The sequence below is a fragment of the Pseudomonas sp. JL23 genome (genome assembly GCF_056933585.1).
In genome coordinates this window covers 6,461,052-6,473,498 of sequence record NZ_CM167795.1, presented here as the reverse complement: position 1 = coordinate 6,473,498, position 12,447 = coordinate 6,461,052, and the positions used below count along the sequence as shown (strand labels likewise).

The 12,447-nt window shown below is 61.5% G+C and carries 11 protein-coding genes; 4 read left to right on the top strand and 7 right to left on the bottom strand.

Translation table 11 applies throughout. From position 1 onward, the window contains the following. Positions 1–23: 23 nt before the first annotated feature. Genes AC1Z24_RS29570 through AC1Z24_RS29560 form a run of 3 tightly spaced genes read left to right on the top strand, consistent with a single transcriptional unit; the run spans position 24 to position 2,677 of the window. On the top strand, positions 24–806 hold the full coding sequence (locus AC1Z24_RS29570; protein ID WP_483743806.1) for a sulfite exporter TauE/SafE family protein: 783 nt from the start codon (positions 24–26) through the stop codon (positions 804–806). A gap of 32 nt (positions 807–838) precedes the next feature. After that, a complete protein-coding gene (lgt, locus tag AC1Z24_RS29565) occupies positions 839–1,654 on the top strand; it encodes a prolipoprotein diacylglyceryl transferase (protein WP_483743805.1) in 816 nt (271 codons plus the stop codon). Between the two features lie 51 nt (positions 1,655–1,705). Continuing rightward, the gene (locus AC1Z24_RS29560) at positions 1,706–2,677 is read left to right on the top strand and encodes a thymidylate synthase (protein WP_483743804.1); all 972 of its coding nucleotides are present in this window, start codon (positions 1,706–1,708) and stop codon (positions 2,675–2,677) included. A gap of 173 nt (positions 2,678–2,850) precedes the next feature. On the opposite strand, the gene cadR is transcribed toward AC1Z24_RS29560, so the two are convergent. Then, a complete protein-coding gene (gene cadR, locus AC1Z24_RS29555) occupies positions 2,851–3,294 on the bottom strand; it encodes a Cd(II)/Pb(II)-responsive transcriptional regulator (protein WP_483743803.1) in 444 nt (147 codons plus the stop codon). 83 nt (positions 3,295–3,377) lie between these two features. On the opposite strand from cadR, the gene AC1Z24_RS29550 reads away from it, so the two are divergent. Beyond that, complete coding sequence (locus tag AC1Z24_RS29550; RefSeq protein WP_483743802.1) at positions 3,378–5,633, top strand: heavy metal translocating P-type ATPase; 2,256 nt, start codon at positions 3,378–3,380, stop codon at positions 5,631–5,633. Positions 5,634–5,690: 57 nt separating this feature from the next. On the opposite strand, the gene hutG is transcribed toward AC1Z24_RS29550, so the two are convergent. From hutG to AC1Z24_RS29520, 6 genes are all read right to left on the bottom strand, one after another. Then, entirely contained in the window at positions 5,691–6,494 is an 804-nt protein-coding gene (gene hutG / locus AC1Z24_RS29545) for an N-formylglutamate deformylase (RefSeq protein ID WP_483743801.1), read from the bottom strand. A 10-nt stretch (positions 6,495–6,504) separates the two neighbouring features. After that, the gene (hutI, locus tag AC1Z24_RS29540; protein ID WP_483743800.1) at positions 6,505–7,710 is read right to left on the bottom strand and encodes an imidazolonepropionase; all 1,206 of its coding nucleotides are present in this window, start codon (positions 7,708–7,710) and stop codon (positions 6,505–6,507) included. Positions 7,711–7,843: 133 nt separating this feature from the next. Further along, positions 7,844–9,376: a histidine ammonia-lyase gene (gene hutH / locus AC1Z24_RS29535; protein WP_483743799.1), complete on the bottom strand. Its 1,533-nt coding sequence runs from the start codon at positions 9,374–9,376 to the stop codon at positions 7,844–7,846. A 132-nt stretch (positions 9,377–9,508) separates the two neighbouring features. Further along, positions 9,509–10,339, bottom strand: coding sequence for a quaternary amine ABC transporter ATP-binding protein (locus AC1Z24_RS29530; RefSeq protein ID WP_483743798.1), 831 nt, complete (start codon positions 10,337–10,339; stop codon positions 9,509–9,511). Then, positions 10,336–11,187, bottom strand: coding sequence for an ABC transporter permease (locus tag AC1Z24_RS29525; protein WP_259104212.1), 852 nt, complete (start codon positions 11,185–11,187; stop codon positions 10,336–10,338). The genes AC1Z24_RS29530 and AC1Z24_RS29525 overlap by 4 nt, the downstream gene beginning before the upstream one ends. Before the next feature lie 96 nt (positions 11,188–11,283). Beyond that, positions 11,284–12,249 carry an ABC transporter substrate-binding protein gene (locus AC1Z24_RS29520; RefSeq protein ID WP_483743797.1) on the bottom strand — a complete coding sequence of 322 codons (966 nt, stop codon included), beginning with the start codon at positions 12,247–12,249 and terminating at the stop codon, positions 11,284–11,286. Positions 12,250–12,447 lie beyond the last annotated feature (198 nt).

Sequence of the window (12,447 nt, the reverse complement as noted above, 5' to 3'; positions counted from 1 at the left end):
CCGGACTGATTTCGGGGACCTTCATGGAATTTCTGCTCTATCTGGTGCTGGGCGGCTTTGCTGGCGTGCTGGCCGGGCTGTTTGGCGTGGGCGGCGGGATCATTATCGTGCCGGTGCTGGTGTTCAGCTTTACCGCGCAGGGTTTTGACGCTGAAGTCCTGACCCACCTGGCCGTCGGCACGTCGCTTGCGACAATAGTCTTCACCTCGATCAATTCGGTGCGCGCCCATCACAGTGTCGGTGCGGTGCGCTGGGCGGTGTTTGCCTGGCTGACCGTTGGCATCGTGTTGGGCAGTGGCCTGGGCACCCTGACGGCCAGTTATATTGCCGGGCCGCACCTGCAGAAGATCATCGGTGTGTTTGCCCTGCTGGTCTCGGCGCAGATGGCCCTGGACCTCAGGCCCAAGGCGCGCCGTGAGATTCCCGGCAAGCCCGGCCTGACCCTGGCGGGGCTGGTGATCGGCTGGGCCTCGGCGATTTTCGGCATCGGCGGCGGCTCGCTGACCGTGCCGTTCCTGACCTGGCGCAGCCTGAGCATGCAACAGGCGGTAGCAACCTCGGCGGCCTGTGGCTTTCCCATCGCCGTGGCAAGTACATTAAGTTTCATGATTCTGGGCTGGCATGATCCTTTGTTGCCCCCGCATAGTTTGGGTTTCGTTTATTTGCCGGCACTGCTCGGCATTGCCCTGACCAGTATGTTTTTCGCCCGTTTCGGCGCTCGCCTGGCACACAAGCTGTCGCCGCGCCTGCTGAAACGGCTGTTCGCCGCGCTGCTGTTCTGCGTGGGTCTCAATTTTCTGCTTTAGGTGCCTTCGGGCGCTTCACATGAGGAGTCGCAATGCTGCCTTACCCGCAGATTGATCCCGTCGCGGTCGCCATTGGCCCGCTGCAAATTCACTGGTACGGCCTGATGTACCTGGTCGGTATCGGCGGTGCATGGCTGCTGGCGTCGCGGCGGCTCAACCGCTTCGATCCGACCTGGACCAAGGAAAAACTCTCCGACCTGATCTTCTGGCTGGCCATGGGCGTGATTGTCGGTGGCCGTCTGGGCTACGTGCTGTTCTACGATCTGCCGGTGTACCTCGCCAACCCGACGCTGATCTTCCAGGTCTGGAAGGGTGGCATGGCCTTCCACGGTGGTTTTGTCGGTGTGATGCTGGCGGCCTGGTGGTTCGGCAAGCGCAACGGCAAGTCGTTCTTCGAGCTGATGGATTTCATCGCGCCAATGGTGCCGATCGGTCTGGGTGCCGGGCGTATCGGCAACTTCATCAACGCCGAGTTGTGGGGCAAGCCGAGCGACGTGCCATGGGCCATGGTCTTCCCGCCCTTCAGCGACCCGGCGCAACTGCCGCGCCATCCGTCGCAGCTCTACCAGTTCGCTCTGGAAGGGGTGGCGCTGTTCGTGATTCTCTGGCTGTTCTCGCGCAAACCACGGCCAACCATGGCGGTGTCCGGCATGTTCGCGATGTTCTACGGGATCTTCCGGTTCATCGTCGAATTCGTCCGTGTACCGGATGCCCAACTGGGTTACCTGGCCTGGGGCTGGGTCACCATGGGTCAGATTCTCAGCCTGCCGATGATCATTGGCGGTGCGGTACTGATCTGGCTGGCCTATCATCGCGCGCCTGCCGCCGGTCAAAAGGCAGCGGTCTAACAGCGAAGCGCCGGGTAGGCTACCCGGCGCGTTCTTCGATGCAGGTGATTTATGAAGCAATATCTGGAACTGGTCGCCCATGTGATCAAGCACGGCTCCGTGCAGACCAACCGCACCGGGGTGAACACCATCAGCTTCCCCGGCGCCATGCTGCGCTACGACTTGCAGGACGGCTTCCCGGCCATCACCACGCGCAAGCTGGCGTTCAAGTCGGCGATCGGTGAGATGGTCGGCTTTCTGCGCGGCAACAACAGCGCGGCAGACTTCCGCGCGCTGGGCTGCAAGGTCTGGGATCAGAACGCCAACGAAAACGCCCAGTGGCTGGACAACCCGTTCCGCAAGGGCGAGGACGACCTGGGCGAGATCTACGGCGTGCAATGGCGCAAGTGGCCCGCCTACAAGCGCATCGACACCAGCAACCCGGCGGCGATTGAACGGGCCATCAGCCAGGGCTACCAGCAGATTGCCCAGTCCGAGGAAGACGGCCAGGCCTACGTGGTGCTGTACAAGGCCATCGACCAGATTCGCCAGTGCGTGGACACTATCATCAAGGACCCGGGCAGCCGCCGGATCCTGTTCCACGGCTGGAACTGCGCGCAGCTCGATGAAATGGCCCTGCCGCCATGCCATCTGCTCTATCAGTTTCACCCGAACCCGCAGACCAAAGAAATTTCGTTGACGCTGTACATCCGCTCCAACGATCTGGGCTTGGGCACGCCGTTCAACCTTACCGAAGGCGCTGCGCTGCTCAGCCTGATCGGCCGCCTGACCGGCTACACGCCGCGCTGGTTCACCTACTTCATCGGCGATGCGCATATCTACGAGAACCATCTGGATATGCTCAACGAACAGCTCAAGCGCGAGCCGTTCCCGTCGCCGAAGCTGGTGATTTCCGATCGTGTACCGGAGTTCGCCAAGACTGGCGTGTATCAGCCGGAGTGGCTGGAGCTGATCGAACCTTCGGACTTCAGTCTGGAAGGCTACGAGCACCATGCGCCGATGACGGCACCGATGGCTGTATAAGCGCTGCGCGAATTTATCGGACACACAGTAAAAATCTGCATTGAAATGAAATTTCGTGGGAGCCGGCTTGCTGGCGATTGCGTCGGGTCAGTCGCCGACGTATACGAGCGCTTCGCACTCGATCGCCACCAGGGCGGCTCCTACATCCGGCAACCGGCTCCCACGAGATCCCCTCAATGCCCGTGACTACGCCCCACATGTGAAGGCTCGCCTTCGGGGGCGCTCACCCCGCCGCTGGCTTCCAGCCGATCCAGAATCCCGCAATGATCCGCCGCGTCGCCGCAACGCTCGCGCAGGTCGAGCAGCTGTTGCTGCAAGGCTTGCAGGCTGGTGATGCGGGCGTTGACGTGTTCGATATGCTCGTCGATCAGCGCATTGATGCTCTCGCATTGATCCTGGGGGCTGTCGCGCAGGTTGAGCAGGCTGCGGATCTCATCCAGGGTCATGTCCAGGCTGCGACAGTTGCGGATAAAAGTCAGGCGCTCGACGTGGGCCTGGGTGTACAGCCGGTAATTGCCTTCGCTGCGCGCTGGGGTCGGGAGCAGGCCTTCTCGCTCGTAATAGCGGATGGTTTCTACCTGGGCGTCGGTCAGTTTTGCCAGTTCACCAATTTTCATAAGCATCAATCTCGTTTGAGTGCTTGACCCTGAAGTGGCTACAGGGTGTTCACTTGACCCCAAGCAAGTCAAGGGGTCCGTTCATGGAACACAAGGCACATACACATTCAACGCATGATCACGCCGGTCACGATCACGATCACGGCAAGCTCACGCCGGTAAAGGCATGTAGCTCCCACGCTCATAGCTGCTGCGCGCCTGAAGCTGCGCCAGCGACTGTGATCTTGAGCGAGCCGGTGGCTGGCGCGCAGTTCAGCCGTTTCCGTATCGAAGCGATGGATTGCCCTACCGAGCAGACGCTGATCCAGAACAAGCTCGGCAAGATGGCGGGCGTGCAGAAGCTCGAATTCAATCTGATCAACCGTATGCTGGGCGTCTGGCACGAACTGCCGTCGCCGACGGTGATCAGTGAGGCCATCGGCACCCTGGGTATGCAGGCCGATCTGCTGGAGGAGGGCGTAGATGCGCCCGATGCGCCTGCGCCGGTTAGTAAGCACTGGTGGCCATTGGCGTTGTCGGGTGTGGCTGCCGTGTCTGCGGAGGTGATTCATTTCACCCAGCTGGCACCTAACTGGATCGTGGCACTGGTTGCCTTGGTGGCGATCCTCAGTGGCGGTCTGAGCACCTATAAAAAGGGCTGGATAGCCCTGAAAAACTTCAATCTGAATATCAATGCCCTGATGAGCATCGCCGTCACCGGCGCCGTGCTGATCGGGCAATGGCCGGAAGCAGCCATGGTGATGTTCCTGTTTACCGTTGCCGAGCTGATCGAAGCCAAGTCCCTGGACCGAGCACGCAATGCTATCAGTGGCCTGATGCAATTGGCGCCGGAACTGGCAACAGTTCGTCAGGCTGACGGCAACTGGTTGGAACGTGAAGTTAAAAGTATCGAACTGGGTGCGATCGTGCGGATTAAGCCCGGTGAGCGCGTCGGTCTCGATGGTGAGGTGGTCGAAGGTCATTCGACTATCGATCAGGCACCGATCACCGGGGAAAGCCTGCCGGTAGAGAAAGGCGTGGGCGACAAGGTATTCGCCGGGACCATCAACCAGTCCGGCTCCCTTGAGTACAAGGTGACGGCGGCGGCCAGCCAGTCGACCCTGGCGCGGATCATTCATGCGGTGGAAGCTGCGCAAGGCGCGCGGGCGCCGACCCAGCGCTTTGTCGACAGCTTCTCGCGGATCTACACCCCGGCGGTGTTCCTGATTGCCCTGGCCATGGCGCTGATTCCGCCGCTGTTCATGGGCGCCGCCTGGTTTGACTGGATCTACCGGGCGCTGGTGCTGCTGGTGGTGGCCTGCCCTTGTGCTCTGGTGATTTCCACGCCTGTGAGTATCGTCAGCGGCCTGGCGGCTGCGGCGCGCAAAGGCATACTGATCAAGGGCGGCGTGTATCTGGAGATGGGTCGCAAGCTCGACTACCTGGCGCTGGACAAGACCGGCACCATCACCCACGGCAAACCGGTGCAGACCGATTTCGTCGTGCTCAACCCGGCCTTTGCCGAGCAAGCGGCGGCGTTGGCGGCAAGCCTGGGTGGGCGTTCCGATCACCCGGTGTCTCTGGCGATTGCCAAGGCCAACGAAGGCGAGGTGGCCCATGAAGTCGCCAACTTCGAAGCGCTGACCGGTCGTGGCGTGCGTGGCGATATCGACGGCGTGACCTATCACCTGGGCAACCATCGCCTGGTGGAAGAGCTGAAGCTGTGTTCACTGGAGCTGGAAGCGCGTCTGGACGTGCTCGAGCGTCAGGGCAAGACCGTGGTGTTGTTGCTGGATGCGTCGGGTCCGTTGGCGCTGTTTGCCGTGGCCGATACGGTCAAGGACAGCAGCCGCGAAGCCATCGAACAGCTGCATGCCATGGGTATCAAGACCTTGATGCTTACTGGTGATAACCCGCACACCGCCAATGCGATTGCCGCCCAGGTGGGTATCGATCAGGCCAAGGGCGATCTGTTGCCGACGGACAAGCTGCAAGCCATCGAAGCGCTGTACGCCCAGGGGCATCGCGTAGGCATGGTGGGTGACGGCATCAACGATGCACCGGCACTCGCTCGGTCCGAGATTGGTTTTGCCATGGCGGCGGCGGGCACCGATACGGCTATCGAAACCGCCGATGTCGCCCTGATGGACGATGATCTTCGCAAAATTCCGGCGTTTATCCGACTGTCCCGCGATACCTCGGCAGTGCTGATGCAGAACATCACTCTGGCGTTGGTGATCAAGGTGGTGTTTCTGGTGATGACCTTTGCTGGCACGGCGACCATGTGGATGGCGGTGTTTGCCGATATGGGCGTGAGTTTGTTGGTGGTGTTTAACGGGTTGCGGTTGTTGAAAAAGTAACGGCGTTTGGGAACCCTGTGGGACCGGCTAAAGCCGGTCCCACAGATTCCACGGGTGCTATCGAGGGTATTTTTCCTGGCCCCACGCAATAAAGGTCTGCAGCAACTTCTTCAGCACCTCCCGAGTTGGCGCGGCCAGGTCCGGGCGGTAGTTGAACGGGGCGAACTCTTCCATGTAGGTGCTTTGCGTCAGCTCCAGTTGCACGGCGTGGATATGGTTGGCCGGGTCGCCGTAGTGGCGGGTGATATGGCCGCCCTTGAAGCGCCCGTTCAGCACATGGCTGTAGGCACTGGCTTGGGCGCAGGTGGCTTCCAGGCGGCGGGCCAGTTCGGCGTCGCAGCTGGCGCCGTTGAAGGTGCCGAGATTGAAGTCGGGCAGGCGACCTTCGAACAGGTGTGGGATATGCCCGCGAATCGAGTGGGCATCGAATAGCAGGGCATAGCCAAACTCATCGCGCAGGCGCGTCAGCTCCTGTTGCAGGGTGTCGTGGTACGGCGTCCAGATCTCGGCCAGATACCGGGCGCGCTCTTCGGCGCTCGGTGCCTGGCCTTCCTTGAACAGCGGGACGCCATCGAACAGGATCGACGGGAACAGCCCGGTAGTGGCTCCGGCATACAGTGGCTTGTCGTCGGACGGGCGATTGAGGTCGATGACAAAGCGCGAGTACTCGGCGGCCAGGGTGCTGGCACCCATATCGGCGGCGAAGTCGTAGAGCTGGGGGATATGCCAGTCGGTATCCGAGAGACCGAGGGCATCGTCGACCAGACCGTCCGCGACCGCCGGGGTCAGGCGCAGGCCGGGGTGGGGCATGCTGATCAACAGCGGCACGCTGCCGCGCTGGAATGTCAGAACGTTATCCACAGGGTTCTCCTTAAATCAGTGATTCAACGCCATGGCGGACGATGCGCTTGTCCAGATCACCGCCCAGCCAGTAGGCCAGATCGGCCGGCCGATCGATATTCCAGGCGACGAAATCGGCGACCTTGCCCGCTTCCAGCGAGCCATGAGTGTGCGCCATGCCCAAGGCCTGCGCTGCATGGAGGGTGACGCCAGCCAGGGCTTCTTCGGGCGTCATGCGGAATAGGGTGCAAGCCATGTTCAGCATCAGGCGCAAAGACAGGCCAGGCGAAGTGCCGGGGTTAAGGTCGGTGGAAATGGCAATCTTCACGCCATGTTTGCGCAGGGCATCCATGGGAGGCAGCTGGGTTTCCCGGAGGAAGTAAAACGCCCCCGGCAGCAACACCGCGACCGTCCCGGCAGCGCCCATGGCGATGGCGTCATCTTCGGTCATGAACTCCAGATGATCTGCCGACAGCGCCTGATAGCGCGCTGCCAGGCTTGACCCTGCCAGCGACGACAGCTGTTCGGCGTGCAGCTTCACCGGCAGCCCCAGCTCATGGGCGCGAATAAACAGCTTCTCGACCTGGGCCGGGGAAAACGCCAGGTACTCGCAGAACGCATCCACGGCATCGACCAGCCCTTCGGCGGCCAGGGCCGGGAGCATTTCGTCGCAGATATGCTGGATATAGTCGTCGGCACGGTTGGCGTATTCCGGCGGCAGGGCGTGGGCCGCCAGGCAGGTGGCGCGCACGCTGACCGGCAGGCTTGCGCCCAGGCGGCGGATGACGCGCAGGGTCTTGCGTTCGTTTTCCAGGTCCAGGCCGTAGCCGGATTTCATCTCCACCGTGGTCACGCCGTCCTTGAGCAACTGCTTGAGGCGGCGTTCGGCGCTGGCGAACAATTGATCTTCAGTGGCGGCGCGGGTAGCGCGCACGGTGCTGGCAATACCACCACCGGCAGCGGCGATCTCGGCATAGCTCACGCCTTGCAGGCGCTGCTCGAACTCGCCGCTGCGATTGCCGCCGAATACCGTGTGAGTGTGGCAGTCGATCAGCCCCGGCGTGACCCAGGCACCGTTCAGGTCAACGATCTGATCGAAGCCCGTGGTGGTCAGTTCCGACTGCGGGCCGATCCACTCGATCAGCGTGCCCGAGGTGACGATGGCCGCGCTCTCGATGATCGAATAAGTGCCCTGCGCCATGGTTGCGGCGTGACAGTTGTGCCAGAGGGTTTTCATTCGCAGGCTCCAGGATGCAGGCAGGATCGGACTGTGGGACCGGCTTCAGCCGGGAAGGCGGTATGACAGACGATAGAAATATATCGGTCCTGCCTGGGTCTTCCCGGCTAAAGCCGGTCCCACAACGATGTCATTACAGGCTCGGCAACACACCCGCCGGCACCAGCTCATTCAGGCACGCCGAAGACAGCAGCTCACTGGCCGCTTCAATATCCGGGGCAAAGAAGCGGTCCTTGTCATAGTGCGCCACCTTGTCGCGCAGGTTAGTGCGGGCTTTTTCCAGTTTGACTGAGGTCTTCAGGCCATTACGCAGGTCCAGGCCCTGGCAGGCTGCCAGCCATTCCACGGCGAGAATACCGCGAGTGTTTTCCGCCATTTCCCACAGACGTTTACCCGCAGCTGGGGCCATGGAGACGTGGTCTTCCTGGTTGGCCGACGTCGGCAGGCTGTCGACGCTGTGCGGATGCGACAGCGCCTTGTTTTCACTGGCCAGGGCCGCAGCCGTAACCTGGGCGATCATGAAGCCGGAGTTGACCCCGCCATTGGCTACCAGGAATGGCGGCAGTTGCGACATGTGCTTGTCCATCATCAGCGAGATACGGCGTTCGCTCAGAGAACCGATTTCCGCCAGGGCCAGGGCCAGGTTGTCGGCAGCCATGGCTACGGGTTCGGCGTGGAAGTTGCCGCCAGAGATCACTTCGTTTTCTGCGGCGAATACCAGTGGGTTGTCCGATACCGCGTTGGCTTCCACCGACAGCACTTCAGCAGCCTGGCGCAACTGGGTCAGGCAGGCGCCCATGACTTGCGGCTGGCAGCGCAGGGAGTAGGGGTCCTGAACCTTGTCGCAATCGCGGTGAGAGTCGGAGACTTCGCTGCTCTCGCCCAGCAGCTCGCGATAGCAGGCGGCGGCATCGATCTGGCCGCGCTGGCCACGGGCGGCATGGATGCGCGCATCGAATGGCGAGCGCGAGCCGAGCACGGCTTCCACAGTCAGGGCGCCGCAGGACAGCGCGGCGGCGAACAGGTCTTCGCCTTCGAACAGGCCGCGCAGGGCGTAGGCGGTGGAGACCTGGGTGCCGTTGAGCAGCGCCAGTCCTTCCTTGGCCGCCAGGGTCAGGGGCTTGAGACCAGCCACAGTGAGGGCATCGACGGCATTCAGCCATTCGCCCTTGTGGCGAGCCTTGCCTTCACCCAGCAGCACCAGCGACATGTGCGCCAATGGCGCGAGGTCGCCGGAAGCGCCCACGGAACCCTTGAGCGGAATGTGCGGATACACCTGGGCATTGATCAGCGCGATCAGAGCGTCGATCACCACCCGGCGAATCCCCGAGAAGCCGCGGCTCAGGCTGTTGACCTTGAGCACCATGATCAGGCGCACCAGCTCATCGCTGATCGGCACGCCGACACCGGCGGCGTGGGACAGCACCAGGGAGCGTTGCAGGTTCTCCAGGTCGGCGCTGGCGATGCGGGTCGATGCCAGCAGGCCGAAGCCGGTGTTGATGCCGTAGGCGGTGCGGTTCTCGGCCAGGATCTGCTCGACGCAGGCCACGCTGTCTTTAATCTGTTGGTCGGCGCTGCCGTCCAGCTTCAGGGTCAGGGGCTGGAGGTAGATATCCCGCAGTTGGCTCAGGGTCAGTTGGCCCGGGATCAGATTCAGTTGGTTCACGTCGATACTCCTTAATGTGTGGCTGAACTCGAACTGTGGGAGCCGCCTTGGTGGCGATGGCGTCAGTGAGACCGCTATCGCCACCAAGGCGGCTCCCACATGGCTCAGAGGCTCCACAGTTGCCGTATAGGGTTAAAGCGTTGCCACCCGGCGCTGGACGAAACGGTCAACGTAATCGTCGGCAGGCGTGTGGAGGATTTCTTTTGGCGTGCCGACCTGGATCAACCGCCCGTCCTTGAGGATCGCAATGCGGTTACCGATGCGCACGGCCTCATCAAGGTCATGGGTAATGAACACGATGGTCTTTTGCAAAGTCTTCTGCAATTCCAGCAACTGGTCCTGCATCTCGGCGCGGATCAGCGGGTCGAGGGCGCTGAAGGCCTCGTCCATCAAGATCACATCGGTGTCGGCAGCCAAGGCACGAGCCAGACCGACCCGCTGGCGCATGCCGCCGGACAGTTGGTGCGGATACTTGTTCTCGTAGCCCTTGAGGCCCACGGTGCTGATCCAGTGCAGGGCACGTTCGGCGCAGAACGCCTTGGTTTCACCGCGCACTTTCAGGCCGTAGGCGACGTTGTCGAGCACGGTTTTGTGGGGCAGCAGGCCGAAGCTCTGAAACACCATGCTGATTTTCTTGCGGCGGAATTGGCGCAGGGCTTCCATGTCGTAGCGCAGGATGTCCTCGCCATCGACCAGGATTTCGCCGCTGGTCGGGTCGATCAGGCGATTGAAGTGGCGCACCAGAGTCGACTTGCCGGAGCCGGAAAGGCCCATGATGACGAAGATTTCGCCGCTGCCGATGGACAGCGACAAATCATTCACGCCCACCACGCAGCCGGTATCTGCCAGGACCTGATCCTTGCTCTTGCCTTGCTTGATCATCGCCAGCGCGTCTTTCTCGCGGCTGCCGAAAATCTTGAATACGTTACGAACTTCGATCTTGTTCATCTGCGCGCCACTCATTTGCTCGCCTCATGCCGGGGCCTGCCGTAGGCCTGGGTAATGCGGTCAATGACTACCGCGAGAATCACAATGGCCAGGCCGGCTTCGAGACCGCGGCCGACGTTAAGGGTCTGGATACCGATCAGTACATCTTCGCCCAGGCCACGGGCACCGATCATCGAGGCAATCACCACCATCGACAGGGCCATCATGGTGGTCTGGTTGATCCCGGCCATGATGCTCGGCAGGGCCAGGGGCAGTTGCACGCCGAACAGTTGCTGCCAGCGGTTGGCACCGAAAGCGTTGATCGCTTCCATGACTTCGCCGTCCACCTGGCGGATGCCCAGATCGGTCAGGCGGATCAGCGGCGGCGCGGCATAGATCACCGTAGCGAAGATCGCCGGGACCTTGCCCAGGCCGAACAGCATCAGCACCGGGATCAGGTAAACGAAGCTGGGCATGGTCTGCATGATGTCCAGCAAGGGCATCAGGATCGAGCGCAGGCGATTGCTGCGTGCCGAAAGAATGCCCAGGGGAATGCCGATCAGCACCGAAATGATCGTGGCCACCATCATCAGCGCCAGGGTCTGCATCAGCTTGTCCCACAGGCCGACCGCGCCGACCAGGAACAGCAGGCCGACGATCGCCACCGTACTGGTGACTTTGCGCGTGGCGTGCCAGGCAATACCGCCGACAATCGCCAGCATCAACCACCAGGGCGCCATGCGCAGCAGGCCTTCCAGATTGACGATGGCCCACAGCAGCGTGTCGGAGATCTGCCGGAACACATCGCCATAATTGGTGACCAGGGAATCGACCCAGCCATTGACCCAGTTGGCGATTGAGAAGGTAAAGCTTTCGGGGAACATAGAGGGCTCTCAGTCAAATAGGCTTGGCGAGCAAAGGCTCCGCCCGCAGAGGCCGTTCGCCCCTTATATAGCGGGGCGAACAGACCCTGGGCTGGCTTACAGCGAAGCGTCTACCTTCTTCGCGGCATCGGCGCTGACCCACTGGTGCCAGACTTCCGGGTGCTCTTTCAGGAAAATCTTCGCCAGCTTAGGCGATTCGATACGGTCTTTGGTCATGCGTGCCAGGTTCTGGTTCAACAGATCAATGGGCAGATTGACCTTTTCCAGTACCGCAACCAGTTCCGGAGCCTGTTCGTGGAAGGCCTTGGACAGACCGACTTTGATGTCGATGGTCTTGTTCACGCCGGCTTTTTCGTCCAGGCGCACCATCTCGACTTCACCCATCAGCGGCGTTGGCGACCAGTAGTAAGCCAGGATCGGCTCGCCACGCTTGTAGCTCGACAGGATGGCGGCATCCAGGGCCGGGCCGGTGCCTGGGCGGAAGTTGGTGTACTTGTCTTCCAGGCCGTAGCTTTTCAGCATCTCGCTGTTTTCCAGCTCGCAGGTCCAGCCGGCCGGGCAGTTATAGAAGCGGCCTTTGCTCGGCTCTTCGGCATCCTTGAACAGGGCCGGGTACTTGGCCAGGTCAGCGATGGACTTGAGATCGGGTGCCTTGGCGGCCAGTTTGCGCTTGGCATCGCCTTCGATCACGTATCGCGGCACGTACCAGCCTTCGATGGCGCCGACAATCGGAGCCCCGACGCCGACGACTTTGCCGGCGGCAGCGGCCTTGTTCCAGACCTCGCTGCGGCCAACCCATTCTTCGGCGAAGATCTGGATGTCATTGGAGCTCAGGGCGTTTTCCATGGTGATGGAGTTGCCGGGCAGCGAATCCACCTTGCAGCCATAACCCTTGTCCAACACGACTTTGAGCACGTCGGTCAGCAGCATGGCGCTTTCCCAGTTCAGTTCGGCGAACTTCACTTCCTTGCCCGATTCGCACCAGCCAGCCGCCTGGCTCGCGCCACTGGCGAGCAGGCCGACTGAAAGCAAAGTCGTCAGCAGGGCCTTTTTCGTTTTCATTGTTTTGACGCTCCTAATCATCTGAAGGTAGTGCGGCAGTCGAAAAGGCATCCAGCCTGTGGATGGGGCTTATGGTTGCCCCCTTCCTGTGTTGTTGGGCGCAGCTGTGGGACCGGCTTCAGCCGGGAAGACAACAGGACAGGCGACAAAAGTGTATCGATCATGCCTGAGCCTTCCCGGCTAAAGCCGGTCCCACAT

Coding starts and splice junctions, on each gene's coding strand:
- AC1Z24_RS29525 (WP_259104212.1), bottom strand. CDS start 11,187: ATGTTCCCCGAAAGCTTTACCTTCTCAATCGCCAACTGGGTCAATGGC.
- AC1Z24_RS29520 (WP_483743797.1), bottom strand. CDS start 12,249: ATGAAAACGAAAAAGGCCCTGCTGACGACTTTGCTTTCAGTCGGCCTG.
- cadR (WP_483743803.1), bottom strand. CDS start 3,294: ATGAAAATTGGTGAACTGGCAAAACTGACCGACGCCCAGGTAGAAACC.
- hutI (WP_483743800.1), bottom strand. CDS start 7,710: ATGAAAACCCTCTGGCACAACTGTCACGCCGCAACCATGGCGCAGGGC.
- lgt (WP_483743805.1), top strand. CDS start 839: ATGCTGCCTTACCCGCAGATTGATCCCGTCGCGGTCGCCATTGGCCCG.
- AC1Z24_RS29550 (WP_483743802.1), top strand. CDS start 3,378: ATGGAACACAAGGCACATACACATTCAACGCATGATCACGCCGGTCAC.
- AC1Z24_RS29530 (WP_483743798.1), bottom strand. CDS start 10,339: ATGAGTGGCGCGCAGATGAACAAGATCGAAGTTCGTAACGTATTCAAG.
- AC1Z24_RS29560 (WP_483743804.1), top strand. CDS start 1,706: ATGAAGCAATATCTGGAACTGGTCGCCCATGTGATCAAGCACGGCTCC.
- AC1Z24_RS29570 (WP_483743806.1), top strand. CDS start 24: ATGGAATTTCTGCTCTATCTGGTGCTGGGCGGCTTTGCTGGCGTGCTG.